The sequence below is a fragment of the Pseudomonas sp. AU11447 genome (assembly GCF_001672555.2).
GTDB lineage: Bacteria > Pseudomonadota > Gammaproteobacteria > Pseudomonadales > Pseudomonadaceae > Pseudomonas > Pseudomonas nitroreducens.
This window is the reverse complement of record NZ_LZDG02000057.1, coordinates 84,732-110,161: the sequence shown is the minus strand read 5'-3', so window position 1 is coordinate 110,161 and position 25,430 is coordinate 84,732. Positions and strand designations below refer to the sequence as shown.

The 25,430-nt window shown below is 65.3% G+C and carries 26 protein-coding genes; 15 read left to right on the top strand and 11 right to left on the bottom strand.

Features of this window, described 5'->3' with window-relative positions:
- The first annotated feature begins 11 nt into the window (after positions 1 to 11).
- From A6723_RS21860 to A6723_RS21825, 8 genes are all read left to right on the top strand, one after another.
- Positions 12 to 1,244: a type II and III secretion system protein family protein gene (locus tag A6723_RS21860; protein WP_054906561.1), complete on the top strand. Its 1,233-nt coding sequence runs from the start codon at positions 12 to 14 to the stop codon at positions 1,242 to 1,244.
- Between the two features lie 65 nt (positions 1,245 to 1,309).
- Positions 1,310 to 2,494, top strand: coding sequence for a type 4b pilus Flp biogenesis protein TadZ (gene tadZ / locus A6723_RS21855; protein WP_054906690.1), 1,185 nt, complete (start codon positions 1,310 to 1,312; stop codon positions 2,492 to 2,494).
- On the top strand, positions 2,491 to 3,744 hold the full coding sequence (gene tadA / locus A6723_RS21850) for a type 4b pilus Flp biogenesis ATPase TadA (protein ID WP_054906560.1): 1,254 nt from the start codon (positions 2,491 to 2,493) through the stop codon (positions 3,742 to 3,744). The genes tadZ and tadA overlap by 4 nt, the downstream gene beginning before the upstream one ends.
- Positions 3,741 to 4,625, top strand: a complete 885-nt coding sequence (locus tag A6723_RS21845; protein ID WP_054906559.1) for a type II secretion system F family protein — start codon at positions 3,741 to 3,743, stop codon at positions 4,623 to 4,625. Before tadA ends, A6723_RS21845 begins: the two co-directional genes overlap by 4 nt.
- Positions 4,626 to 4,635: 10 nt before the next feature.
- The gene (locus A6723_RS21840; protein WP_054906558.1) at positions 4,636 to 5,541 is read left to right on the top strand and encodes a type II secretion system F family protein; all 906 of its coding nucleotides are present in this window, start codon (positions 4,636 to 4,638) and stop codon (positions 5,539 to 5,541) included.
- The gene (locus A6723_RS21835) at positions 5,538 to 6,326 is read left to right on the top strand and encodes a tetratricopeptide repeat protein (protein WP_054906557.1); all 789 of its coding nucleotides are present in this window, start codon (positions 5,538 to 5,540) and stop codon (positions 6,324 to 6,326) included. The genes A6723_RS21840 and A6723_RS21835 overlap by 4 nt, the downstream gene beginning before the upstream one ends.
- Before the next feature lie 19 nt (positions 6,327 to 6,345).
- Positions 6,346 to 6,630 carry a DUF3613 domain-containing protein gene (locus tag A6723_RS21830; protein ID WP_054906556.1) on the top strand — a complete coding sequence of 95 codons (285 nt, stop codon included), beginning with the start codon at positions 6,346 to 6,348 and terminating at the stop codon, positions 6,628 to 6,630.
- 17 nt (positions 6,631 to 6,647) lie between these two features.
- Positions 6,648 to 8,414: a pilus assembly protein TadG-related protein gene (locus A6723_RS21825; RefSeq protein ID WP_082450422.1), complete on the top strand. Its 1,767-nt coding sequence runs from the start codon at positions 6,648 to 6,650 to the stop codon at positions 8,412 to 8,414.
- A gap of 25 nt (positions 8,415 to 8,439) precedes the next feature.
- Here A6723_RS21825 and A6723_RS21820 read toward each other — a convergent pair whose 3' ends face one another.
- Both A6723_RS21820 and A6723_RS21815 read right to left on the bottom strand, forming a co-directional pair.
- Positions 8,440 to 9,270: a response regulator transcription factor gene (locus A6723_RS21820; RefSeq protein WP_054906554.1), complete on the bottom strand. Its 831-nt coding sequence runs from the start codon at positions 9,268 to 9,270 to the stop codon at positions 8,440 to 8,442.
- Positions 9,271 to 9,419: 149 nt separating this feature from the next.
- Positions 9,420 to 9,899, bottom strand: a complete 480-nt coding sequence (locus A6723_RS21815) for a prepilin peptidase (RefSeq protein ID WP_082450421.1) — start codon at positions 9,897 to 9,899, stop codon at positions 9,420 to 9,422.
- A gap of 274 nt (positions 9,900 to 10,173) precedes the next feature.
- On the opposite strand from A6723_RS21815, the gene A6723_RS21810 reads away from it, so the two are divergent.
- Together A6723_RS21810 and A6723_RS21805 are read left to right on the top strand one after the other, a co-directional pair.
- Positions 10,174 to 10,644 (top strand): TadE/TadG family type IV pilus assembly protein, encoded by a 471-nt coding sequence (locus tag A6723_RS21810; protein ID WP_024764108.1) that lies wholly within the window; start codon positions 10,174 to 10,176, stop codon positions 10,642 to 10,644.
- A gap of 8 nt (positions 10,645 to 10,652) precedes the next feature.
- Positions 10,653 to 13,433, top strand: a complete 2,781-nt coding sequence (locus tag A6723_RS21805; RefSeq protein WP_082450420.1) for a PAS domain-containing sensor histidine kinase — start codon at positions 10,653 to 10,655, stop codon at positions 13,431 to 13,433.
- 60 nt (positions 13,434 to 13,493) lie between these two features.
- Here the strand turns inward: A6723_RS21805 and A6723_RS21800 are convergent, their stop codons facing one another.
- From A6723_RS21800 to A6723_RS21790, 3 genes are all read right to left on the bottom strand, one after another.
- Positions 13,494 to 14,966, bottom strand: coding sequence for an inorganic phosphate transporter (locus A6723_RS21800; RefSeq protein ID WP_054906553.1), 1,473 nt, complete (start codon positions 14,964 to 14,966; stop codon positions 13,494 to 13,496).
- 285 nt (positions 14,967 to 15,251) lie between these two features.
- Positions 15,252 to 15,467: a hypothetical protein gene (locus tag A6723_RS21795; RefSeq protein WP_024764111.1), complete on the bottom strand. Its 216-nt coding sequence runs from the start codon at positions 15,465 to 15,467 to the stop codon at positions 15,252 to 15,254.
- Between the two features lie 222 nt (positions 15,468 to 15,689).
- On the bottom strand, positions 15,690 to 16,766 hold the full coding sequence (locus A6723_RS21790) for a sigma-54-dependent Fis family transcriptional regulator (RefSeq protein WP_024764112.1): 1,077 nt from the start codon (positions 16,764 to 16,766) through the stop codon (positions 15,690 to 15,692).
- A gap of 223 nt (positions 16,767 to 16,989) precedes the next feature.
- Here A6723_RS21790 and A6723_RS21785 point away from each other — a divergent pair, with 223 nt between their 5' ends.
- Positions 16,990 to 17,298 carry a PsiF family protein gene (locus A6723_RS21785; protein ID WP_054906552.1) on the top strand — a complete coding sequence of 103 codons (309 nt, stop codon included), beginning with the start codon at positions 16,990 to 16,992 and terminating at the stop codon, positions 17,296 to 17,298.
- Positions 17,299 to 17,563: 265 nt separating this feature from the next.
- Here A6723_RS21785 and A6723_RS32480 read toward each other — a convergent pair whose 3' ends face one another.
- The 3 genes from A6723_RS32480 to dmeF form a co-directional block, all read right to left on the bottom strand.
- A complete protein-coding gene (locus tag A6723_RS32480; RefSeq protein ID WP_017519380.1) occupies positions 17,564 to 17,698 on the bottom strand; it encodes a hypothetical protein in 135 nt (44 codons plus the stop codon).
- Positions 17,699 to 17,776: 78 nt separating this feature from the next.
- The gene (locus A6723_RS21780) at positions 17,777 to 18,706 is read right to left on the bottom strand and encodes a pseudouridine synthase (protein ID WP_054906551.1); all 930 of its coding nucleotides are present in this window, start codon (positions 18,704 to 18,706) and stop codon (positions 17,777 to 17,779) included.
- A gap of 85 nt (positions 18,707 to 18,791) precedes the next feature.
- Positions 18,792 to 19,760: a CDF family Co(II)/Ni(II) efflux transporter DmeF gene (dmeF, locus tag A6723_RS21775; protein WP_054906550.1), complete on the bottom strand. Its 969-nt coding sequence runs from the start codon at positions 19,758 to 19,760 to the stop codon at positions 18,792 to 18,794.
- Between the two features lie 61 nt (positions 19,761 to 19,821).
- Here dmeF and A6723_RS21770 point away from each other — a divergent pair, with 61 nt between their 5' ends.
- Complete coding sequence (locus A6723_RS21770) at positions 19,822 to 20,097, top strand: metal/formaldehyde-sensitive transcriptional repressor (RefSeq protein ID WP_024764116.1); 276 nt, start codon at positions 19,822 to 19,824, stop codon at positions 20,095 to 20,097.
- Positions 20,098 to 20,109: 12 nt separating this feature from the next.
- Here the strand turns inward: A6723_RS21770 and A6723_RS21765 are convergent, their stop codons facing one another.
- The gene (locus A6723_RS21765) at positions 20,110 to 20,340 is read right to left on the bottom strand and encodes a DUF2789 domain-containing protein (RefSeq protein ID WP_024764117.1); all 231 of its coding nucleotides are present in this window, start codon (positions 20,338 to 20,340) and stop codon (positions 20,110 to 20,112) included.
- Between the two features lie 169 nt (positions 20,341 to 20,509).
- On the opposite strand from A6723_RS21765, the gene A6723_RS21760 reads away from it, so the two are divergent.
- Positions 20,510 to 21,712 (top strand): MFS transporter, encoded by a 1,203-nt coding sequence (locus tag A6723_RS21760; protein WP_054906549.1) that lies wholly within the window; start codon positions 20,510 to 20,512, stop codon positions 21,710 to 21,712.
- A 96-nt stretch (positions 21,713 to 21,808) separates the two neighbouring features.
- On the opposite strand, the gene A6723_RS21755 is transcribed toward A6723_RS21760, so the two are convergent.
- The gene (locus tag A6723_RS21755) at positions 21,809 to 22,426 is read right to left on the bottom strand and encodes a glutathione S-transferase family protein (RefSeq protein WP_054906548.1); all 618 of its coding nucleotides are present in this window, start codon (positions 22,424 to 22,426) and stop codon (positions 21,809 to 21,811) included.
- 128 nt (positions 22,427 to 22,554) lie between these two features.
- On the opposite strand from A6723_RS21755, the gene A6723_RS21750 reads away from it, so the two are divergent.
- Positions 22,555 to 23,445 (top strand): LysR substrate-binding domain-containing protein, encoded by an 891-nt coding sequence (locus A6723_RS21750; protein ID WP_054906547.1) that lies wholly within the window; start codon positions 22,555 to 22,557, stop codon positions 23,443 to 23,445.
- 71 nt (positions 23,446 to 23,516) lie between these two features.
- Here the strand turns inward: A6723_RS21750 and ppk2 are convergent, their stop codons facing one another.
- A complete protein-coding gene (ppk2, locus tag A6723_RS21745) occupies positions 23,517 to 24,338 on the bottom strand; it encodes a polyphosphate kinase 2 (RefSeq protein WP_054906546.1) in 822 nt (273 codons plus the stop codon).
- Between the two features lie 277 nt (positions 24,339 to 24,615).
- Between ppk2 and A6723_RS21740 the strand changes: the two genes are divergently transcribed.
- Complete coding sequence (locus A6723_RS21740; RefSeq protein WP_175405572.1) at positions 24,616 to 25,407, top strand: DUF535 family protein; 792 nt, start codon at positions 24,616 to 24,618, stop codon at positions 25,405 to 25,407.
- Positions 25,408 to 25,430: the final 23 nt, after the last annotated feature.

The following is a 25,430-nucleotide window of genomic DNA, read 5'->3' as shown; positions in this document are numbered from 1 at the left end:
GGAGTGCATCGATGTCCAAGCGCTTCATTCTGTCCCTCGCCGCCCTGCTGGTCTGCGCCGCTCACTCCACTGCGCAGGCCGTACCCAGTGCCTGTGCCGGGCTTGCCGGCCAGCAGCTGAATCTCGATGTGGAGCAGGGCGCCCAGCGCGACCAGCAGCTTCCGGTGCCGATCAAGCGCCTGGCCATCGGCGACCCGAACATCGCCGACGTGCAGGTGCTGGACAAGCGTGACTTCCTCATCACCGGCAAGGCCGAAGGCCTGACCAGCCTGCTGATCTGGACTACCTGCGGCGATCAGCCGCTGCGCAGCGTGGTGTGCGTGGGCGGCCGTGCCGTCGGCGATGTCGCCGGTGCAGCGGGCATGGCCGCCGGCGGCCTGCCCAACCAGGTGCAGACCGACATCCGCTTCGTCGAAGTCAGCCGCAGCAAGCTCAAGCAGGCGAGCACGTCGCTGGTGCGGCGCGGTTCCAACACCTTTGTGCTCGGTGCTCCGGGCAGCCTGGGGAATCTTGAGGTCGGCGTCGACGGCGGCCTGGGCGGCAACTTCGGCACCAACCAGAGCGGCTTCAACATCATCTGGGGTGGTGGCAGCAGCAAGTGGCTGGGCTTCATCAATGCCCTGGAAGGCAGCGGCTTCGCCTACACCCTGGCGCGCCCCAGCCTGGTCGCCACCAGCGGACAGAGCGCATCGTTCCTGGCCGGTGGCGAGTTCCCGATCCCGGTGCCCAATGGCGATAACAACAACATCACCATCGAGTACAAGGAATTCGGCGTGCGCCTGACGCTGACGCCAACGGTGATGAACGACAAGCGCATCGCCCTGAAGGTCGCCCCCGAGGTCAGCGAGCTGGACTTCTCCAACGGCATCCGCACCGCCGACATCACCGTGCCGGCACTCAACGTCCGCCGCACCGACACCAGCGTGATGCTCGCCGACGGCGAGAGCTTCGTGATCAGCGGGCTGATCAGCAGCAACACCATCAGCAACATCGACAAGTTCCCGTTCCTGGGCAGCATCCCGGTGATCGGTGCGCTGTTCCGTTCCTCGAACCTGGACAAGGACGACCGCGAACTGCTGATGATCGTCACCCCGCACCTGGTCCAGCCGCTGGCCGCCAATGCTGCACTGCCGACCCTGCCAGGCGAGGGCCTGCGCAACTATGACCCGGGCTTCGCCGAGTTCTACTTCCTCGAAGACGGCCGGTTCGACCGGCGCAAGGCCAACAGCGGGATGTCGCGCTGATGGATACCTACGAAGCGCTGACCCGCCACAGAGCGGGAGGCAAGGCAAAGGAAGGGAGCATGGGCATGAGTCAGACTTTCGTGGCACTGATCCAGCATCCTGGGGAGCAGGAGTGGTTGCAGAGCAGCCTGGCCGGATGCGGGCAGGTGGTTCTGGCCAACAGTGGGACCCTGGAAGAGTTGTTGTCGCTGCTGGACGTCACCGGCGCGACGGTGCTCTTCACCAGCCTGAACAAGGCCAATCTGGTTGCCCAGGGTTCGTTGATCGAGGGGCTGGTTTCCGCGCGTCCGCTGCTCTCGGTCGTGGCCGTCGGCGATGGCCTGGACAACCAGTTGGTGCTCGCCGCCATGCGCGCTGGCGCAAGGGATTTCGTCACCTACGGTGCCCGCGCCAGCGAGCTGAGCGGGCTGGTCCGGCGTCTTGGCGGGCGGTTGCCCACGGTACCGGTGAGCGCTGCCCAGCAGGGTGAGCTGATCAGCCTGGTCAGCGCCCGGCCTGACGCCGACGGGGCCTTCGTCGCCCTGCACCTGGCCCTGGCGCTGCAACGTCAGCCCGAGCACCGCGTGCTGCTGGTGGATATCGGCCAGCCCAGCGGCGAAGCGCTTGCCATCCTCGGCATGGAGCCGGCCTTCACCTTCGCCGATGCCATGCGCAATCTGCGGCGCCTCGACCAGACGCTGATCGACAGCGCCTTCACCCGCCACGAATCCGGGCTGCGGGTGCTCAGCCTGTCCGACGAGCCCGGCGTGCTCGAGCGCGTCACCACGGCCGAGCTGTACCTGCTGCTGGGCAACTTGCGCAGCGCGTTCAGCCACATCCTGGTCAACCTGACGGGCGTTGCCGAAGGCGAGTTGAGCTCGCAGTTGCTTGGCCAGGCCAACCGCGTGCTGTGGTTGGTGGACCAGAGCGTGCCGTCCTGCAAGAAGGGGCTGGAGCGCCTGCGTCGCCTGCGTGAGCGCAGCCCGATGCTGCCGCGCATGGAACTGCTGATCGAACGCTATTGGCCATCGGTGCCGCCGGATGCGCCGGCCCTGGGCAAGATGTTCGGGCTGGAACTGTTTGGTGTGCTGCCGGCGTCCCCCGAAGCGCGGCTGCGTTCGAAGAATGTCGGCCAGAGCCTGTTCGAGCTGTCGCCGCGCGATCCGTTGACGGTCAAGCTGCGTGACCTCGCCGAGGGACTGGGCGCCGGCGTCGTGGAGAAACGCGGCCTGTTCGGCTGGATCGGTCGCGCCAGGGCCGTGCGCCCATGACCCAGCATTACGGCGGTAGCGGCCACGGCGCAAACCACGACCGGGATCTGCAGGCGCTGAAGATGCGCCTGCACCGTTACATCATCGACGAGATCGACGAAGACGGCATGAACCTGCTGGAGGGCGCGCGGCCGGCGGTGGCGCAGTACGTCTCCGAGAAGGTCAGCGAATATGCTGCGCGCCGCCAACTGGCGATCTCCCGCTATGAACTGGACCGCCTCGCCGAAGAGGTGGTGGACGAGTTGACCGGCTTCGGCCCGCTGGAAATCCTCCTGCGCGATCCGGGCATCTCGGAAATTCTGGTCAACGGCCCCGACCGCGTGTTCATCGAGCACGAAGGCCGGCTGTACCAGAGCGACCTGCGCTTCATCGACGACCACCACGTGCAGCGCGTGATCCAGCGCATCCTCGCGCCGCTGGGCCGGCGCCTGGACGAGTCCAGCCCGATGGTGGACGCGCGCCTGCCCGATGGCAGCCGGGTCAACGCCATCATCCCGCCGGTGGCGCTGGACGGGCCGTGCCTGTCGATCCGCAAGTTCAGCCAGGACCTGCTCAAGAGCGCTGACCTGCTGGGCTACCAGAGCGTCAACGAGGAGATGCTGGCGTTCCTCCGCCAGGCCGTGGCGAGCCGTTGCAACATCCTCATCAGCGGCGGTACCGGCACCGGCAAGACCACGCTGCTCAACGTCATGAGCAGCTTCATCGACGAGCGCGAACGCATCGTCACCATCGAAGACACCGCCGAGCTGCAACTGGGCCACGACCACGTGGTACGCCTGGAAACGCGCCCGCCGAATGCCGAGGGTTTCGGCGAAGTCACCGCCCGCGACCTCATCCGCAACGCCCTGCGGATGCGCCCGGACCGCATCATCCTCGGCGAAATCCGCGGCGTGGAAGTACTCGACGTGCTGCAGGCGATGAACACCGGTCACGACGGTTCGATGAGTACGGTGCACGCCAACTCGGCCATGGATTCGCTGCTGCGCCTGGAAATGCTCGTCGGCCTCACTGGCCAGCGCGTGCCGGAGCAGACCCTGCGGCAGATGCTCTGCTCGGCGCTGGATGTCGTCGTGCAGATCACCCGCCTGTCCAACGGCCGTCGCTGCATCAGCGAGATACTCGAAGTGCTGGAGGTGCGCGACGGCGTCTACGTCACCAACTCGCTGTTCAGCCTGGATCGGCGCGGCACCGGGCAGTTCGTCCGCACCGCCCAGCCGAGCGGGCTGAAATTCCGCCAGGTGCTGTTGTGAACGGCGCGCTCTGGCTGATTCTCGCCAGCCTGGCGCTGGCGGCGGTTGGCGTCGTGCTCAGCGGCATGAGCTGGCGCGCGCGGCATAACGAGCAGGTGATGCGCCGCCTGAGTGGCGAGCCCATCGTGCAGAGCGGTCGTGGCCGCAGCAGCCACTGGCTGGCGCGACGCATGCGCCGCGCGGGCATCGCCGACATGCGTATCTGGCTGCTGGGCACGGCCCTGGCGGCGTTCCTGCTGGGGTTGCTGTGCGAGCGCATCGTCGGGCCCGTCGGCTTCCTGTGCGGCGTCGGCCTGGCCCTGGCAGGTTTCCACATCCTGCTTAACGTGCTCTACCAGCGCCGGTTGCAGAAGATGATCCGGCAGATGCCCAATTTTCTCGACCAGGTGGTGCGCAGCCTGCACTCCGGCCGCACGCTGGGCGATGCCATCTCCCAGGCGGTCAGTGCCGCCGACGATCCGCTGCGGGAAATCTTCTCGCTGGTCACCCACCACGTTCAGTTGGGCATCAGCCTGCCCGAGGCGCTGCAGGAAGTCGCCGAGCTCTACGACGTGGAGGAGTTGCACGTGTTTTCCCTGGGCGTCGCGGTGAATCACCGCTACGGCGGCAACACCACCGACCTGCTGGAAAACATCATCAAGGTCATCCACGAGCGCGAAAAGCTCAGTCGTCAGCTGCGCGCCATGACCGGCGAGACGCGCCTGAGCGCGTTCGTGCTGGCGGTGCTGCCGATCAGTCTGGGGGGGTACATCCTGTTCACCAACCCGGGCTATCTGATGAACATGTGGCTCGACAGCGGCGGCCGCTGGATGCTGCTGACGTCCCTCGGGCTGCAGGTGCTGGGCGTCTACACGCTCTGGCGCATGCTCAAGAGCATATGAGGAGTTCGCCATGCCACTGATGTACGGCCTGATGGCGCTGATCCTGCTGCTGGCGGCGATCCTGCTGATGCTCTCGCAGAGCCGCGCGGCGGGGCGCGAACAACGACTGATCGAGCAACGCCTGGGCGGCCAGCCGCTGCCGCGCTCCGGCAATCGCGTGGCGGACCTGTTCGACCGCCTCGGCAGCAGCGGGCTGGGCAAGCGCCTGCACCTGCGCGACGACGAAGTCCGCGTGCTGCTGCACCAGGCCGGCTGGAGCGGCAACACGCCGCGCAGCGTCTACCTGATGACCCTGATCGCCTGCCCGTTCGTGCTGATGGGGATCACCATCGTCTACCTCGCCATGCAGGGCCACGCCGCTACCTCGCCGGTGGTGCCGCTGCTGTTCGCCGCGGGCATCGGCTTCCTGCTGCCCAAGCGAGTGCTGGCCTATCTTGCCGAGAAGCGCCGGACGCGCCTGGCTGGCGAAGTGATCCTGTTCATCCAGCTGATCCGCATCCTCTTCGACTCCGGCCTGACCGTCGAGCAGAGCCTGCGGGTGGTCTGCCGCGAGGGCAGGAACATCGTCCCGGTGCTGGCCTCGGAGCTGGAGACCGTGCTGGCTCACACCGACAGCGGTCTGGAGCTGGCCGAGGAGCTGGAGCAATTGAGCCGCCGCCTGATGGTCGGTGAGCTGACCGACTGCTGCAACGTGCTGCGGCAGATGGTGCGCCAGGGTGGCAGCGCGCGCAGCTCGTTGCTCACGCTCAAGCAATTGTTCGAGGACCGCCGTCTGACTGCCCTGCAGGAAAAGGTCAGCAAGCTGTCGGCGAAGATGAGCCTGGTGATGATGGTGCTGTTGTTCCCGGCACTGTTGATCATCCTCGCCGGGCCCGGGTTCCTCGCCATTACCAAGGCCATGGGGGGTATGGGATGAGAAACGCCTGCGCGATCGGACTGCTGAGCCTGGCGCTCGGCGGTTGCGCCAACTTCGACACGCTGGGCGGCCCGACCGTCGGCCAGCATTGCGACGAGAACCTGGGCCAGTCGGTGGAACTGCAGCTCAATCTGGCTCGCGAAATGCTCGACAACGGCCGCGCCCACGCTGCGCTGGCCAACCTCGAAACCCTGCCGCCGAACTCGCTGGAAGTGCGCGAAAGCAAGGCCCTGGCCCTGCGCCGTATCGGCGACCCCAAGGCGCGGATTGTCTACGAAGGCCTGCTCGGCACCTGCAAAACAGCCGAGGCCCACCATGGCCTGGGGCAGATCGCCATGCGTGCCGGCAATACCGTGGAGGCCGAACGCGAGTTGCGCGAAGCGGCACGCCTGCAGCCTACCGACAGCGCCCTGCGCAATGACCTGGGCTTCGTCCTGCTGCGCCGTGGTGAGCTGGAGAAGGCGCGTTTCGAATTCATCACCGCCATGGAACTGGACGAGCACGACAAGCTGCCGGCGACCAACCTGCTGAGCCTGATGTTCATGCAGGGCGAGACCCCCGAGGCTACTCGCCTGATCCAGAGCGTCGGTCTGTCGGCCGAGCAGGTGCGTGCAGCGCAGGATCAGGCGCACGACCTGGGACATGGCAGCCCGGCAAGCCAACCCAAGGTGGAGGCGGACACCGTCAGCTACGTGGACGAGCCCGTCGTCGATGCACATCCGGCGCTGGCCGATTCGACGCCCGCCGTGGCGCACGATGCGAAGTTGCTGTTCAAGGCTCGCTGAGGCGAGCAGGGAGGATGCGATGAAGGCATGGATTCTGGTCGGCGCCCTGCTGGCTGCGCCGATGATGACGCTGGCCGCCGAACGCGCGGCGGTGCCCACCAAGGCGGGCACCACGGCCCGCGATCAGCAGGAAGTTCTCAGCTGGCTGGAGTTGCAGTCCAGTGGGCGCGCTGCCTCGGCCAACCACCAGAGTGCGACGCCAGCCGAGCGTGACCGCGCCTACCAGCGCTACCTGAAGAGCTATACCCGCGAAATCCCCGAGTATCTGCTCGACGACAACAGCTTCAGCACCGACAAGAAGTAATCCTTCGGGAGCGTGCCATGGGACGCGAACGGCAGCGGGGTGCGATTGGAGTCATGGCGGCTGGCACGTTGTTGCTGGCGCTGATCTGCCTGGCGCTGGTGATCGACACCGGGCGTTTGTACTACGAACAGCGCAAGTTGCAGCGGGTCGTCGACATGGCGGCTCTGGAGGCGGCGTCCCTCAGCGGATTGTGTGGGCTGCCGTCGGGTGTGCAGGGTTACGTCACGACCAGCGCGGCCCGCAACGGGTTCGTCCCGGCCACCGGCGACTCCCTGCTGGCGACGCTGGGCAGTGTGACCTTCGATGGCGGATATGGCTCGGCGTCGTCGCGGCGGACGTTCACCGCCGGTGGCGACCCAGCGGACTCCGTCCGCGTGCAGGCGACCCACACGGTGCCTTCCAGCTTGCTGCTCAATGTTGCCAGCCTGTTCAGCGGCGCGAGCAGCAACACCATACTCAGCGCCCAGGCTGTAGCCCGGCGCACGGCGATGGCGGGGATTTCCGCCGGTAGCGGCGTACTGAGCCTGGACTCGACCAACTCGCCCTTGCTCAACGCGCTGCTCGGCGGTTTGCTGGGCACCAGCATCAACCTGGACCTGGTCACCTACCAGGGGATTGCGGGGGCGAACGTCTCGCTGCTCGCCCTCAGCCAGCAGCTCAAGGCGGCCGGTGTGAACCTGGAACTGGGCAAGGTCGACAGCCTGCTGGGCGCCAACGTCACCGCCGCGCAGTTGCTCCAGGCGATGGTCAATGCGGCGGATGCCTCGCAGTTGGCCAACGTGAATACCTCCCTGCTGCGCACCGCGCTGGCGACCATCAACGTGCCGACGGCCAACCTGACCCTCGGGCAGATCCTCAGCGTGGTGGCGCCTGACAGCGTGCGCGATACGGCGCTCAACGCGGGGGTCAATCTGCTGGACCTGCTGATGGCGACGGCACTGGTGGCGAACAAGAACAATGCCGTCGACCTCGATCTGAAGGGAAAGAACATTGCCGGCGTGGTGCCCACGGTCAAGCTGCAGGTCATCTCTCCGCCCACCATCGCAATCGGTTATCCGGGCAAGGACAGCGCCGGTAATTGGCGAACCGTGGCGAAGAATGCCCAAGTACAACTGGTCGTGGGCGCCAATGCCAATTTGCTGGGGTTGAATCTAGTGAAGCTGGCGTTGAGCCTGAAAGTCGGCGTGGCGGAAGGTTACGCCGCGCTGGACAGTATCCAGTGCGGCGGAGTGGGGCAGTCGGCGATCGTCAACGTGAAGGCGCGGCCGGGGGTGGCGAGCGCCAATATTGATGCCAACGTCAGCCTGCTGTCCGGCGCCAGTGGCAGTTTGCTGGGGGTGACGATCACCAATACCGCGACCGGGGCGAGCGGCAGCAGCGCCTCGGCCGGCACGCAGTTCGCCATTCCTGGCGAGCAGTCACTGAGCTTTACGGTGAACGGTCCGTCGGATCTGCCCAGCGCGGTGACGCGGGTGCAGAGTCCGTTGGGCTCTTCGCTTGGGGCGGGGCTGGCCAGTCTTGGAAACTCGCTGAGCATCAAGGTCACTGCGGGTGGTAATTGCAATGCCATTATTCTCGTCAGCTGGTTGCTCTGTGCGCTGAGCAGTATCGTCAACTCGCTCGCTGACCTGATGCTCAACCTGACATCGGGGTTGGGAACTCTCGTCAGTGCCCTCGGCCAGCAACTCATCGATCCACTTCTGTCGCTGCTCGGCATCCAGACTGGCATCCTCGATGTGCGCCTGATCGACCTCCAGACCGGCGGTGCCGAGCTGCTGATCTGAAGGTCGTCAGGAGGGAGCGCGGTGCTCAGTGCACCGCGCTGCTCTGGGAGGCGGTGGGGGAGATGGCGAGGGCGAGCTGCGTGCGGTTGTGCATGTGCATCAGCCGCAGCACCTGCGAGACGTAAAGCTTCACGGTGTTCTCGGTGATCCCCAGGTCGTAGGCGATCTGGTAGTTGGTCAGCCCCTTGCTCACCAGGCGCGCTACCGCCTGCTGGCGCGGCGAGAGCTTGTTGAACAGCGGGTTGTTGACCACCGGTGCGATCTGCTCGGCGTTGCTCGGCGTGGTGCTGGCCGGCGCTTCCTGCTCCTGTTTCAGGGCACTGTTGCTGACGGGCTGGCCACCGCCATGCACCTCGTACTTGATCTTGTGGATATCCCGCGAAATTGAATTGAGCGATTCGGCCAGGTATTCCAGGCGCTGGTTCACATGGCTCAGGCTGAGCTGGCTGCGAATGCGCTCGTGCAGGCGCGCTTCCAGGCGCTCCAGGCCCTTGAGCAGGTCCATCGGCGCGACCGGCTTCTGATAGTAGTCGGCAACGCCCACGCGCATGGCCTCGATTACTTCCTGGCTGCCCTGCTGGCCGGTGAGGATGATGGTTTCAAAGAACCGCGCCGTGCCGGCCGCCTCCTTCAGCGCCTCGACCACGCGAATGCCGTTGTCGCGCCCCAGGCCCAGGTCGCAGATCACCAGGCCGATCGAGGGATCGTCGCGGAATCTCTGCAAGGCGCTGTCCTTGCTGTCGCTGACCACGCAGTGGTAGCCGCTGTTTTCCAGCAACTCGGAAAGCTCGGAAGTGACCTGCGGCTCGTCGTCGATGACCAGCACGCTGAAACGGCGATTGGCCGTTTTGTCCATGACTGCACGCTCCTTGAAAATACATATCCATTATTTTTATCGTCCGGTTGTTCAATAACCGCAGCCGGATCGTTCCATCAGGCGATGGGTGGTATTAACCCTTAGCATATAGTCGTTAAGTTTGCATCGCGCCAATAAAATAAGCGGCATCAGTAAGGCAGAGAAAAGGCCGTCAGAAGACCGGCGAATAGCGTGAATATGAAAGGAAATGACTTGAACTTTGACGGTTGCAGTCTGGCTAATTTCTTTTTGCAATTAATCGCCACTCTGTCCGAATCAATCAAAAGTTTGCTGGCGAGCATCAGGAGTACGCAGAACAGGCTGGCCAGGGCCAGGGTGTAGAGCACCGTCAATGGGTCACTGGCCAGGCCCAGAGCGACCAGCAGCTTCACGTCGGCTGCGCCCAGCTTCCCCAGCCAGTAGCCCGGCACGGTGAGCGCTGCCGCCAGCAACGCCGCCAGTGCCGCGGCCTGCGGGGTATATCCGGTCAGCGTGTGACCGGTCGCCAGCAGGAACAGCAGGGCGAGCAGGGCGCCGCCCAGGGTCAGCCAGTTGCTGACCCGCAGCCGGGTGAGATCCTGGTAGGCACAGACCGCGAACCAGGCCAGAAGGCAGAGTTTGAACAGCATCGAGAATATCCTTATCCCGGTGGCGGCGATGTCGAAGCAGATGCGAGGATTCTTAAGGTATTTGCTATTGCAGCGCTATATTGCAATTCAAGCCAGATAAATTCGAATTTGGCTCGCAACGTTATTCCGACAGGACATCCGACGAATCCCGGAAGACCGCCTAGTATTGCTGGGTAGCGGTAATTATCCGACGGCGCGTATCTTCAGCAAAGTTTCGCCGTGCCGATAAGTTGAACGATCATTCAAGTTGCATGTTGGTCCGGGAGTATTGCGCATGAACGGAGTCGGCGGTCGCAGCACGCAGCGGGGCGCGGTAGCTATCGAGTTCGCCGCGGTCTTCGTTCTGTTCTTTGCGGTTCTTTACGGGCTGCTGGGTTATTGCGTACCCCTGCTGATGCTGCAGTCCTTCAACGATGCGGCGGCGGCCGGCGCGCGGGTGGCCGTTTCGGTGAATCCACAAGCGGCGGGCGGTTATAACGCCGCGCTCAAGGCTGCCGTGGACAGCGCCGTGACCCAGCGCCTGAGCTGGATGCCGACGAGCTGGCGCAATGGCTGTTACGGCGGGCAGTTCATGGATACCCCGGTGACGCAAACGGTGTCGGGCCGCCAGTACACCCGTGTGCAGGTTTGCATCAGCTATCCCTATGCCACCTCGCCCATCGTGCCGCTGCTGACCCTGCCAGGGATCGGCACCGTGCCGCGCTTGCCGGACGTGCTCAGCGGCACGGCCAGCGTCCTGCTCTGAGGCACTGGATGTTCGATTTCTGGCGCTCCAGGCCCCGTGGCCAGCATGAGATGAACGAAAACCCGCTGCCAAGCCGGCCCCTGGCCGCACGGCGGCGCCCGGCTCTGCCGGTGGAGGAGTTGGCCGAGCCCGTGGTGACCGGCCACTGCGACCTGTGGCTGGAGCTGGACAGTCGTGACCGCGTCATCGCCCGTGGCGGCAGCCAGGCCCACAGGTTGCTGCCGCCGCTGCCGGGCAATGGGGATCTGCCGGGGCTCGGCGATTATCTGGATCGCCGAATTCCCGGCGGCATGCAGGTGTCCAGCCTGCGCGGCGGCGAGCGCCTCGACCTGGTGCTGCGCAGCACCGGTGACCTGCCGCTGGTCTGCCGCTTCCGCGCCGTCCTGCAGCCCAACGAGCATTGCCTGTTGCTGGGCACGGACATCTCCGACCTGAACTGGCAATCCGACAACCAGCAGCACAAGTTGCAGTGCCTGAACCTCAGCAAACTCCTGCTGGCGCGCCTGCGCCATAGCTCCCAGCGCCGCCTCGGCGAGGCGGTAAGCGAAGTGCTGGAGGCCTTCTGCAGCAACTTCCACATGCGCAGCATGGCGCTCTTGCTGGAGGCTCCGGACCAGAGCCTGCGGGTTTTCGCCTGCTATGTGCAGCCCGGATTCGACAGCCTGCTGCGGGAAAACCTCGCGCTGCCCGGCGACGAGCTGCGCGCGGCCAGCGGTGCCTGCCTGCTGGGGGCGGATGACAGGCCGTCGGAGCTGCTGCGTACCCTGTGCTGCGCCCAGCTCTACCTGATTCCGGCGCCTGTGCGGGGCGGGCGCCTCGCCGGGCTGCTGGCCGAACCCATGGAGCACGGCGGCACCTGGCCAGGGCTGGCCCCGAGCGATTGGCAGTACCTAGCGGAAATCCTCACCAACCTCGTGCACGAGCGCACCGAACTGCACAGCCTGCGCGATAGCAGCCGGCGCCTGAGCCTGTTGCAGGACATGGTCGGCGGTGGCTGGTGGCGCTTGCGGGTCGACGAGAACCTGTTCGAACTGTCGCCGGCCGTCGCGGCCAGTCTCGGCCTGGCGGAAGGGCAATTGCAGTTGGCCCTGGCCGACCTGTTGGCCCTGTTGCACCCGGCTGATGCCGACGAGCTCGGCCTGCGCCTTCGCAACCTGCAACCGGGCGGGCGGCTGGTCCAGGACCTGCGCCTGCGCAGTGCAGCGTCGACCCAGACGCGCCGCTGGCTGCGCCTGCAGGGACGACGGCAGGCCCGCGCCGGCGACCAGTTGATGGACGGCGTGCTGCTGGATATCAGCGAGGGCAAGCTGCAGGAAGAGCAGGCGCTGGCCGCCCATGCCCGGCTGCGCAACCTGATCGACAGTGCGCCGGTGGTGATCTACGTGCAGCGCGTCGAAGAGGGACACCTGATCCCGGAGTTCTACAGCGAGAGCGCGGGCAATATTCTCGGCCTGGACCTGCAGGGGCAGAGTTGGCAGGCACTGGCCGAACGGGTGCATCCCGAGGATCTGGAGGCCTTCCTCGACCGTGGCCGCGAATTGCTGCGCGAGGGCCGCGTGCGCACCGAGTACCGCCTCTGCGACAGTAGCGGCGAATGGCACTGGCTGTATGACGAGGCCAAGCTGCTGCGGGATATCCAGGGCATTCCGCAGGAGGCTGTCGGCCTCTGGCTGGATGTCACCGAGCAGCGTCTTGCGGCATTGCAGATCGCTGAAAGCGAGGAGCGCTACCGCGTACTGGTGGAAGACTCGCCGGCGCTGATCTGCCGCTACGACCCGGACCTGAGGCTGACCTTCATCAACCGCACGTTCGCCCAGGTGCTGGGCGAACCGGTGGAGGCGCTGCTGGGTCGACGGTTGGACGAATGGCTGTCGCAACAGGATTGCAGTGCCTTGCGAGCGCGCCTGGTAGGCGGTGGCCAGGGCGCGGCGGATGACTCCTGGGAGCTGCGTTTCTGCCTGCCCGGCCAGCGCAACCTCTGGCTGATCTGGTCGGACAGACCGCTGCTGGATGCCGAGGGCCGGCTGGTGGAAGTCCAGGCGGTGGGCCGCGACAACACCGCCGTGCGCCATGCACAGCAGCAGTTGGCGCAGGGCGCGAAGATGGCCAGCCTGGGCGAGATGGTCAGCGGCATGGCCCACGAGATGAAGCAGCCGCTGCACGTCATGCGCATGTCCCTCTACAACGCCCGGCAGAAGCTGGGCGAACCGGAATACCTGAAGGAAAAGCTGGAGCGCGCCGACGCGCAGATCGATCGTCTATCACGGGTGATCAGCCACATGGGCGTGTTCAGCCGTAAATCGGAGCTGGAAGCTGCGCCCTTCGATCCTTACGACGCCTGCGAAGGCGCCATTGCGCTGCTGGGCGAAAGCCTGACGCAGCAGGGCATCAGCCTGGAGTGCCGGCCACCGGCGCAGCGGGTGGTGGTGCGCGGCTACTCCGACCAGCTCGAGCAGGTGCTGATCAATCTGCTGGCCAACGCGCGCGACGCGCTGCTCGGGCGGGGCGAGGAGGGCGCCCGCTGGGTCGGCGTGGCGCAGGAGCCGTGCACCGACACCGATTGGGTGGAGCTGCACGTGCGCGACAACGCCGGCGGTATCGACCCGGCTGTGATGGAGCGCATCTTCGAGGCCTTCTTCACCACCAAGCCCATCGGCAAGGGCACCGGGCTGGGGTTGTCGGTGAGCCACGATCTGATCCGCAACATGGGCGGCAGCCTGTCTGTGGATAACTACAAGGGCGGCGCGCGTTTCGTCATCCGCCTGCCGCGACAGGCCGTGAGTCTCTGAGGACTCGGAAATGAAAAACGCCTGCGGATGCAGGCGTTTTTCGTGGTGCGTGACGCGGGCTCAGCCGATGAAGCGCGAGGACAGCCAGAACAGGCCGGCAGCCAGCGCGATCGACACGGGCAGGGTCAGTACCCAGGCCATGAGGATGTTGCGGATCGTGCTGCCTTGCAGGCCACTGCGGTTCGCCACCATGGTGCCCGCCACGCCCGAGGACAGGACGTGCGTCGTTGAGACCGGCAGGCTGTAGATGTTGGCCATGCCGATGGCGGCGGTCGCGGTGAGCTGGGCGGCGATGCCCTGGGCATAGGTCATGCCCTGCTTGCCGATCTTCTCGCCGACGGTGAGCACCACGCGCTTCCAGCCGACCATGGTGCCAATGCCCAGGGCCAGGGCCACCGCGATGATCACCCAGAAGGGGGCGTATTCGGTGGTGCTGGTCAGGTCCTTGCGCAGCTTCTCCAGGTCCGCCTTCTCGCGCGACGGCAGCTCGGACAGCTTGCCGACCTTCTTCGCGGTGTCGTCCAGGCACAGCAGGTAGCGGCGTACCTGCACGCGCTCATCGTCGTTCAGCTCGGTGTAGCTGGAAACGCCGTGCAGGTCGCTCAGCAGGCCCTTGAGGGTCGCCTCGGTCTGTTTCGGCTCGCAGCGGTACAGGTCCGGCAGGTCCGCTTCGTTGGCCTTGCCCAGGGCGAGCATCTCGCCGAGGGTGTCGGAGTGGCGGTTGTAGAACTGCTGCAGGTGGATGGCGGCGTCGCGGGTGCGCTCGATCTGGTAGGTGGTGCTGTTCAGGTCGAGGACGAACTTCGCCGGGACGATGCCGATCAGCACCAGCATGATCAGGCCGATGCCCTTCTGGCCGTCGTTGGAGCCGTGCACGAAGCTCACGGTCATGGCCGAGATCACCAGCACCAGGCGGTTCCAGAACGGTGGGTGCTTCTTCTCGTCGACGTCGCGGCGGGTTTCCGGCGTCTTGTGCATCTTCGACAGCGGATACAGCCACTTCAGGCCGATCAGCAGGGCGCCGGCGACGAGGAAGCCGGCCAGCGGCGAGAAGATCAGCGACAGGCCGATGTCGATGGCCTTGCCCCAGTTGATCCCGTCGGCCACCGGCACGCCGTTGATCAGTGCATTCGCCAGGCCCACGCCGAGGATCGAGCCGATCAGGGTGTGCGAGCTGGAGGCCGGGATGCCGAAGTACCAGGTACCCAGGTTCCAGGTGATGGCGGCGGCGAGCAGCGAGAACACCATCGCCAGGCCGTGGCCGGTGTTCACGTTGATCAGCAGTTCCACCGGCAGCAGGTGGACGATTGCGTAGGCGACGCCAACGCCGCCAAGCAATACGCCGAGGAAGTTGAAGATGCCGGAGAGGATCACCGCGCGGTACGGCGACATGGCCTTGGTATAGATGACCGTGGCCACCGCGTTGGCGGTGTCGTGGAAGCCATTGATGAACTCGAAGGCAAGGACGAACGTGAGTGCCAGCACCAGGCTGATACCCACCCAGAGATCGAGTCCGCTGAAGAGATCGAACATGAAAATTCTATGACCGGTCGGAGACGGGGCGGCGATTATGCCAGAAGCTTGGAGCACCGTATTCAGCCTGAAACGGTTTCTCCAATTTGCGCGACGCCTCGTCGCACGGCGCTTTCAGGCAGGGTGGAAAAAGTTTGCAATGCTTCCACGCGGGCCGCCGGCCCATCGGATGAGTGTTTGCAGGCCAACTGGCGGGCTCCCCCACGGAGCACTGCTCGCCCATCGCCTCAAGATTTTCCCCGGCAGATTCCGGGGGAGTCTTTCGGCCTGGGGCCGTACCTGCGATTAAAGGGACGGGGCTTCCAGATCCTTTTTCAGTCGTTCTTCTTCGATTCTTTCCAGCTCCCGGTCGAAGGCCTTGTCCTGCACGCTGGGTCGCTTTCGCCAGGGCTTCTTGCCGGGTTCGGGCTGGGCGGCATAAAGGGTCACTTCGCCGCCCTGTTCATCCTTGAAACGTTGCTCCTGGCGCTCCAGTTCCGCGCGCAGTTCGTCTTTGGTCACGATCATTCCTGATGAATAGCTGATGACTTGAAGCTTTGAAGATGGGCCTCGCACGGGCAATCCACACCGCGCCGGGATGTCGTTCTGGCAGTGTAGACGTTCAGTGGGCGCTGGCGTGCCGGCCGGAAAAACGGCGCGGATTATAACCTTTGCCGGGGGGCGGCCGGGCGATGAGCGCCGACGGACGGTTTCAGCCCAGCGCTGACGGGGGCTGAAACCACCTCAGCCGGTGCGGCTGAGGTTCAGTTCGCCGATCTTCTCCAGGCGCGCCCGGACGATGTTGCGGCTGATGCCCAGCAGACGGCCAGTCTGTAGCTGGTTGCCGTGGCAGAAGTGGTAGGCGGTGCGGAACAGGACTTCCTCGACATGCTCGTAGAGGTCGGGCTTGTTGCTTTCGAACAACTCCAGCAGCGCCTGCTCCAGCGTCGCCTCGACTCGCGGGGCGAGGGCGTGGGGGAGGTGGTCCTGGCGCAGCAGGTCGTGGCGCGGAGCGGAGGGCAGCTCGGCCAGTTGCAGATCGCCCGGCTGCACCTGCTGGTTGCGGCACACCAGCAGGGCGTGGTGGATGGCATTCTCCAGCTCGCGGATGTTGCCCGGCCAGGTGTGGCCCAGCAGCTTGCGTTCGGCCTCCGGGCTCAGCGACGCACGGTTGTAGCCCAGGCGCTGGCAGTGTTCCTCGAGGAAGAACTCGGCCAGCGGCAGGATGTCGCCGGGGCGCTCGCGCAGTGGCGGCAGGCGAATGGTGGCGACGTGCAGGCGGTAGAACAGGTCTTCGCGGAAATGCCCGGCCACCACGGCGTCGGCCAGGTTGACGTTGGTCGCGGCAACCACCCGTACATTGATCGGTACCGGCGTGCGCGAACCCAGGCGCACGACTTCGCGCTCCTGCAGGACGCGCAGCAACTTCACCTGCATGTTCAGCGGCAGGTCGCCGATTTCGTCGAGGAACAGGGTGCCGCCGTTGGCCGACTCGAACCAGCCGGCCTTGCTGCTGGTAGCGCCGGTGTAGGCGCCTTTCTCGTGGCCGAACAGCTCGCTCTCCACCAGTGTCTCGGAAAAGGCCCCGCAGTTCACCGCCACGAAGGGGGCGGTGCTGCGTCGGCTGAGCTTGTGGATATGCCGGGCGACCAGTTCCTTGCCGGTGCCGGTCTCGCCGATGATCAGCGCGTTGGCCTCGCTGGGCGCCAGGCGCTCGATGCGGTTGAGCAGCTCCTGCGAGCGCGGGTCCTTGAACACCAGCACCGTGGCGCGGACCGACTTGGTTTGCTCGCGGGCATTGGGAAGGGTCAACAGCGACATGGCAGGTTCCTGGCGTACCGGATGGGTGGCAGCGCCATACTGCGGCATTTTTGTTATTTCAAAAAATTATCAATTAGAATTTATATATAACCAATTGTCTTCTTAGGCCGTGGAAACGATCACGGGGCTGGCGACGCCAACCGCTGCATCGCGTTGCAAGCCTCGCGAATGCTGGGCTGCGAGCTACGCTCAGAGTGGCAATTCCATCCTGGGAGACCACTCCATGACCACCGTTCGGATTCCGCTGCTCGTCCTGGCCCTGCTGTTTTCGGCGCAAGGCTTTGCTGCCACCGCCGCGCAGACCGCGCAGCAGGAGAAGATGAAGTCCTGTAACGCCGATGCCACCGCCAAGACGCTGAAAGGCGATGAGCGCAAGGCGTACATGAGCACTTGCCTGAAGGCTGGCGGCGGCGACGCCAAGAAAATGACCCCGCAGCAGGAGAAGATGAAGACCTGCAACGCCGATGCGACCACCAAGGCGCTCAAGGGCGACGAACGCAAGGCGTTCATGAGCACCTGTCTGAAGAAGTGAGGATGGGCGCGGCAGGGCCGCGTGGGATACGAAAAGGGCAGCCGTGGCTGCCCTTTTTCGTTTGTGACGGGTTCGCGAGCAAGCTCGCTCCTGCAGTCGGATTCCACTTCGGCGTGTTCTTCGCAGGATCGAGGGGGACGCCTGGTCCTCGCTCGCGAACCTGACCAGGCCTACAACCCGGAAAAAACCAGCCAGGCCGCAGCCAGTGCGTAGAGGACGATCACCGCATCCATGCGCAGCGCAGGCGGGAGTCGCCGCACCAGATTCATTTCTTCGCCACCGCGGACCAGAAGCCCTGGGCATTGCGGAAGGGCTGGCGGGCCATCTGTTCGGGACGGGTGATGCCGTCGGCACGCAGGGCGTTGACGAGGGCGGAAAAGGACTTGGCGCTGTAGCTCATGTTCGGCTCCCGATGCTTTCTCTCCTTGGGGTGGAGCTATGAAAACACCGGGGCCACTATCGACGGAAATGGATCGTCTTAAGGGTGACCATCGATGAAATTGATGGAAGGCCAGGAGAGTTCCAGCTGGCTCCTGAAATGCCGCGCCTCGCCGGTGACCGGGTCGATGAACTCCAGTTGCCGGGCCAGCAGCTTCAGCGGCTTGTCGAAGTCTTCCGGCGGACGTTCGCCGCGCGGTGGCAGCGTCGGGTAGAGCGGATCGAAGCACAGCGCCGCGCCCAGGCCCGACATGTGCACGCGCAGCTGGTGACGTTTGCCGGAGACCGGGTGCAATCCATAGCGCCACAGGGCGCCGCGCTGTTCGAGCACCTCGATGCGGGTTTCGCTGTTGGGCGTGCCGTCCACTTCCTGCATGCGGATGAAGGGATCGCCCTCGACCATTCGCGAACGGTGCACAAGGGGAAACTCCCGCTCCGGCAGCGCTGGCGCGATGGCTTCGTACATCTTGTGGATGCGCCGCTCGCGGAACAGCGCCTGGTAGGCATCGCGGTTGTCCGGGTTGGTAGAGAACAGCACCAGCCCGGCGGTGAGCCGGTCGATGCGGTGCAGCGGTACCAGCAGCGGGTTGTCCAGGCGCCTGGTGAGACGGGCGAGGAGGGTTTCCTCGACGTATTGACCGGCTGGCGTCACCGGCAGGAAGTGCGGCTTGTCCGCCACCACCAGGTGTTCGTCGGCATACAGGATGCTTTCCTGGAAGGGGATCGGCGTTTCCTGCGGCACCTCGCGGAAGTAGTGGATGCGCAGCGCTTCGCGGTAGGGATGCTCGGGGCCGATGGGCTGGCCGTCGTTGTCCAGCACCTTGCCGCGCGCCATGCGGTCCAGCCAGGTGTCGCGGCTTATCGCCGGGAAGCGCGCACACAGGCAATCCAGCACCGTCGTCCAGGGGCCGGCAGGCAGGTGCAGGATGCTGGCGCGTTGCTGGGCGGTGGAGAAGCGGGAGCTGGACATGCGGGCAGGCGACCGGGGTTCGACAGGCTGCGCATTAGGCCGTAGCGGCGTGGCGGTCGTCAAAGCCGCCACGACTTCCGGTCGTTCACGCGGGGAGAGGGTTGATCTCCACCGTGATGTGCGCCAGTTCCTCGTGGATCTGCAGGCGCTGGCGCACCAGCTCCGGCGTCAGGTTCCCGCTGCTGGCGAGGCTGAGGATGCAGGCATAGCGCGACTTGCCCACGCGCCACAGGTGCAGGTCGGTGATCCGCGCCGGTTGCGGCAAGCCGGCGACCACCACGCGGATTTCCTCCACTACCGGGTCGTTCATTTCGGCATCCAGCAGCACCCGGCCGCTCTGCTTGAGCAGGCCGATCGACCAGACGGCCACCAGTACGGCGCCGACCATGCCCATCAGCGGGTCGAGCCAGGCGGCGCCCCAGATCAGGCCGCCGATCAGCGCGATGATCGCCGCTACCGAGGTGGCGGCGTCGGCGAGCACGTGCAGGTAGGCGGCGCGCAGGTTCAGGTCGTGGTCATGGCCGTGATGATGGTCATGATCGTGCCCGTGCCCGTGCCCGTGCCCGTGCCCGTGCCCGTGATCATGGCCATGGTGATGGTCGCCGCGCAGCAGCCAGGCGCAGGCCAGGTTCACCAGCAGGCCAATGACCGCGATGGCGATGGCCTGCTGGTAATGGATCGGCGAAGGGGAGAGCAATCGGGCGACGGACTCGAACATCATCAGCGCCGCCACGCCCAGCAGCAGGATGGCGCTGGTATAGCTGGCGAGGATCTCGATCTTGAAGGTGCCGAAGGCGAAGCGTGCGTCGCCCTTGAAGCGCCGCGCCGCCACGTAGGCGAAGAACGCCAGGCCCAGCGCCAGGGCGTGGGAGCTCATGTGCCAGCCGTCGGCGAGCAGCGCCATGGAGTTGAACACCCAGCCGCCGGCGATCTCCACCACCATCATCACGACGGTCAGCAGTGCGGCACGCAGGGTGTTGCGCTCGGCCAGGGGATTGCCTTCGTGGAACTGGTGGTCGTGGCGACCGTCTTGCGAGGGGGCGGCATGCTGCATGATGATGGTCCGTAGGATCAGTCTGGATACTATACCCCAGTATACCTTTGGAGCTTTTGACGTGGGACATACCATCAAGGACCAGAAGAAGCTGTTGACCCGGGTGCGCCGCATCAAGGGCCAGAGCGAGGCGCTGGAACGGGCGCTGGAGGCGGGCAGCGAATGTGCGGCGATCCTGCAGCAGATCGCCGCCATCCGCGGCGCGGTGAATGGCCTGATGGCCGAGGTGCTCGAAGGCCACCTGCGCGACCATCTGGGCGCCGAGGACCGTACGGCGGCGCAGCGCCACGAAGACCTGGAACAGGTCATGGGCGTGCTGCGCTCCTATCTCAAATGAGGTAGCGGCGGATCAGTTGGACAGTCGAACCGCCAGCTCGTCGGCTTCCTCGGTCCAATCCGAATCCTGTTGCAGCGCCTCGCGCAGGAACTGCGACTGGGCCTCGTTCCAGAACGGCGCGTCCGGCAGTTTCTGGCCTTCGGCGAGGCGGTGGCTGCCGAGGAAGGCATCGATCTCCTTGCGCCCGTCGGGCAGGCCCAGTTGCTTGAACAGGGCGCCCAGGCTGTGCTGGCTGGTATCCATGACGATCTCCTTGCTGCAGGTGGAGCGCACCGCTGCGGCGCGCGGCAATGGAACAACTATAGGAGCATCGAACGGCGCGCGAGGTTCGGATTGGCAATCGGGGCGGAAATAGATAGCCTGCTTTCAATCGTCCCCGCACACGCTCCGCCACCCACCGTCAGGCCCGTCCATGAGCTCGTCCGAGCAGCGAACCGCCTCCGTCACCCTGCGCATCCTCGCGACCGTCGTCTTCACCTTCGTCCTGTTCCTGAGCATCGGACTGCTGCTGCCGGTGCTGCCCGGCTTCGTCCATGAAGGCCTGGGCTACTCGACGGTGATCGCCGGCGCGGTCATCGGCCTGCAGTACATCGCCACCCTGGTATCCCGGCCGTTGGCGGGCCACATCGCGGACACCCACGGTGCCAAGCGCGCCGTGCTCTATGGCCTGGGTGTGCTGGGCATCGGCGGGGCGCTGGTGCTGGCTTCCACCAGCCTCGAATCGGTGACCTGGCTGAGCCTGACGCTGCTGCTCGGTAGCCGCCTGCTGTTCGGCCTGGCGCAGGGGTTGCTGGGGATAGGGACGGCGAGCTGGGGCATTGCGCTGGTGGGGACGCAGAACACCGCCAAGGTGATTTCCTGGAACGGCATCGTCAGCTATGGCGGCATTGCCATCGGTGCGCCACTGGGGGTGACCATGTCGGCTTCGCTGGGCCTGTGGAGCCTGGGTGTGAGCATCCTGGTGCTCACCGCGCTGGGCTGGCTGGCGGCCCGCAACCGCGCGGAGGTGCCGACCATCCCCGGTACGCGCATGGCCTTCCACGCGGTGCTGGGCCGCGTGCTGCCCTATGGGATGTGCGTGATGCTCGGCTCCATTGGCTTTGGCACCCTGGCGACCTTCATTACCCTCTATTACGGCAGCCAGGGTTGGGCCAATCCGGCCTGGTGCCTGACCGCCTTTGGCGTCTGTTTCGTCGGCGCGCGGCTGATCTTCTCGGGCATGGTCAACCGCTTCGGCGGCTTTGCCGTCGCTGTGGTCTGCCTCGGCGTGGAAGTCTTCGGCCTGCTGCTGCTCTGGCAGGCGCCGGGGCCGGGCTTCGCGCTGCTGGGAGCAGCGCTCACCGGCTGTGGCCTGTCGCTGGTCTATCCGTCACTGGGTGTGGAGGCGGTGCTGCGCATCCCGGCCAGCAGCCGCAGCGCGGGGCTGGGCGCTTACGCACTGTTCTTCGACCTGGCGATGGGCGTCGCCGGCCCGCTGATGGGGCTGGTCGCCGCCCGTCACGGCTATGCGTCGATCTTCCTTGTCGCCGCCGGGCTGGCGCTCTGCGGCTTCTTCATCTGCTTCGTGCTGCTGCGCTTCACTCGCCAGCAGCATGAGGAACTGCCGAAGGACTAGGTCTCAGGGGCGCACGGGCGGACTCTGTCCGCGATAGATCACCGTCGCTCAGAGAACCCATTGCGGACGGAGCCCGCTCCTGCGCTCAGCGAGAGATCACACCGGCGGGAAGGCCTTGAACACGTCCAGTGCCTCGGCCTGTTGCGCCCAGTCACCTACCGCCGGATAGCTGTCCGCCGGGATGTCTTCCGAGTGCAGCAGCTGCACGAACGTCCAGGCCACCGCGATGCTCAGGCCGGCCTGGTCCAGCGGCGCGGCAGCATCCAGCGACATTTCGCGCAGCTCGCTCTCCAGTTGTGCCAGGGCGGCATGCAGTTGCTGGTCGACCCGCTCCTGCCAACTGGCCAGCTGCTTGTCATCCGGCCGCTGTTGCTCGTAGTAGCGTTGCACCGCCTTCTCCATGACTGCCAGCGCGAGGCCCAGCAGACGCGTGGCGCGCACCCGTGCGGCCGGTTCGGCGGGCATCAGGCTGCGCCCGGCCAGGTGTTCGAGGCAGTCGATGATCAGGGTCGAGTCCATCAGCACCTGGCCATCGCCCAGTACCAGGGTCGGTGCCTTGACTACCGGGTTGATGCCGCGGAATTCCTCGTAGGTGCGGAATACCGACAGCGACTGGTGGCTGAACTCGATGCCGAGCAGGCGCAGGGTGATGGCGACACGGCGCACGTAGGGCGAGTCGAGCATGCCGATCAGGTGCGGAAGCTTCTGTTGCATGGGCACATCCTGTTAGTGGAAATTGCATGGTGGCTGGCGCAGTCCTCCGCGCGCTGGCCATGAATCTAGCGGCTTTGACCCCTGGGTAATAGCGACGATTAGTGACCGATTCGGTTAGGAAAACTTACATGAGCGCATTGCCACCGCTCTCCGCCCTGCGCAGCTTCGAAGCCGTCGCCAGGCTTGGCAGCGTGACCCTCGCCGCCAGTGAGCTGCACGTCACCCACTCGGCCATCAGCCAGCAGGTGCGCCAGCTGGAGAGCCTGCTGGGCATCACCCTGCTGCAGCGCGAAGGCCGAGGGCTGCGGCTGAGCGAGGAGGGCCGCCTGTATGCCCTGCAGATTCGTGGCGCGCTACGCGATATAGCCGAGGCGACTCGGCTGGCGAAGGCCCGCCCGGGGGAGGACGAACTGGTGGTGGCGCTCACGCCGTCTTTTGGCCAGAAATGGCTGTTGCCACGTCTGCCCGGATTCCGTGCGGCTTATCCGCAGTACCGCCTGCGCCTGCTGGCCAGCCTGGAAGTGATGGACCTGCGCCAGGGGTTGGCCGATGTGGCAATTCGCATCGGCCAGGGACACTGGGAAGGGCTGGCCCGGCAGCGCCTGTTCGAGGACGAAGTGGTGGTTGTCGCTTCGCCGGAGTTCAACGGAGGGCACCTGCCGACAACGCCGGAAGCGATTCTTCGATGCCCGCGCGTCACGGGGTTCGAGTCCTGGCTGGGCTGGTGCCAGGCGGCGGGAGTGGCAGTGCCCCAGGAGCCTGCGGAGTTCGTGGTGAACGATTCCAACCTGAGCATCGAGGCGGTACGCATGGGCCAGGGCATCGGCCTCGAGCGTCGCAGCCTGGTGGCCGCTGCGCTGCAAAGCGGCGAGCTGGTGGCGCTGAGCGACCTGCGCGTGCCCTACGGCTTTCCGTACTGGCTGGTGTGGCCCGAGCGCGACGCGGCCCGGGCCAAGGTGGCGGCATTCGCCGGGTGGCTTTCCGGCGAAGTGGAGGCCTATCTCCAAAGCATTGCGTAAACCACTCCCGAGCAACTACAGCTTCCGTGGACAGATGATCCAGGGCCGGCGTGTGCCGACCCCGGTCGGCCTCAGAATTTCTCTTCGATGTAGTGGATCGGATAGTCGGGGCTCTTGTACTTGCCGATCTTGCCGCGCTTGGGCAGCTTCACTTCCTCACGCGGGATTTCCTTGTACGGCACGTGCTTGAGGACGTGGCTGATGACGTTCAGGCGCACGCGCTTCTTGTCCTCGGAAGGGGCCACGATCCAGGGCGCCCAGGGCGAGTCGGTAGCGGCGAACATCAGGTCGCGGGCGCGGGTGTATTCGTCCCAGCGGGTGAAGGACTTCACGTCCATGGGCGAGAGCTTCCAGATCTTGCGACCGTCGGTGATGCGGTCCTTGAGGCGGCGCTCCTGCTCCTCGGGGCTGACCTCCAGCCAGAACTTCAGCAGGATGATCCCCGACTCGGTGAGCATGCGCTCGAACAGCGGGGTCACGGCCAGGAACTTGTCCGCCTGTTCTTCAGTGCAGAAGCCCATCACCCGCTCGACGCCGGCGCGGTTGTACCAGCTGCGGTCGAAGATCACCACTTCACCGGCCGACGGCAGGTGGCGGATGTAGCGCTGGGCGTAGAGCTGGGATTTCTCCCTTTCAGTGGGCGTGGGCAGCGCCACCACGCGGAACACCCGCGGGCTGACGCGCTCGGTGAGCGCCTTGATGGTGCCGCCTTTGCCGGCGCCGTCGCGGCCCTCGAAAATGATGCAGACCTTCAGGCCCTTCTGCACCACCCATTGCTGCAGCTTGACCAGCTCCACCGACAGCTTGCGCAGGTGCTCTTCGTAATCCTTGTTCTTCATCTTTCCGGTTGTTTCGGGGATTGGGGTATTCGCCTTGCTCTTCTTCTTGCCCATCACGTCCTCCTTGGGGGGGAAACACACAGTGTGCGAATGAGCATAGCGGGTGGTGCGGCTCGAATCGGTGCGATTGAGCAAACGACACGATCGGATTGTTCGCCGGGTGCTTGTCGCCAGCTCCTACAGATTCGATCGGGGGTGATCGGCACAGTGCGCGGGCCCGAGTTTCTTAAGCGTTCCCAAAGCCGGTACGCATACCGTTGGTCCACCTTCCTGCTGATTTTCCTGTATGTCATTGCGCTCGCTTCGTAAATCCGGCCAGAACCTGCTGGCCATGATCGTTGCCCCCCACCTGCACTGGCGCTGGACTCGCCAGCGCCGGCAGCACCCGCAGCTGGACGTGTCCTACAACGATCAGCTGGTGGCCGCCCGGCGTTACCGCAAGAAGTATCTCTGCCGGTACTGGGGCATCCCTCGTCGTCTGCGTGCCCTGATCGAACACTACGCGTGCCTGGGGCGGTTGCCTGGTTCCTGGAAGGAGCGCTTGCTCGGCTATCAGCGCGTTGCCCTGTGCGAGATAGCGCTCAAGGGCGGCGAACGGCTTCATCTGTCCCTGGAGCCCTCGGTATTTGCCAAGGAAGGTGAGGTCGGCCTGTTCCTGCGCGATGCCACTGGCCAGCGGCTGTACTCCCTGAGTTTCTGCCTGGGCAGCCAGGCCATCATGATCGGCGGCCTGCAAGGCCCGCGTTCCGACCTGGGAGAAGGGCTGGTCAAGTGGCTGGGCAAGGAAATGCACGGGATGCGTCCGAAGAGCCTGCTGATCAGTGCCCTTTACGCGCTGGCGGACTGCATCGGCGGTCTGCCCATTCAGGGGATCGGCGACGCCGCGCATACCTGCTCGCACAAGCTGAGGTCCAGCTATGATGCCTTCTGGCTGGAGCTGCACGGCGTGCGCCACGAGCGCCACTGGTACCGCTTGCCCGAGCGTGAGCCAGCACGTGATATCGCCGAGGTGAAAAGCCACCATCGAAGCGAATTCCGCCGTCGCGAGGCGCTTCGCGCGGCGATGGTCAACGACGTGCGCCAGACCTGGGCGCTGGCCGCCGGGCCCGAAACTGGCAGCTGAGGCTTCGGGTCCACCCGTAAAAA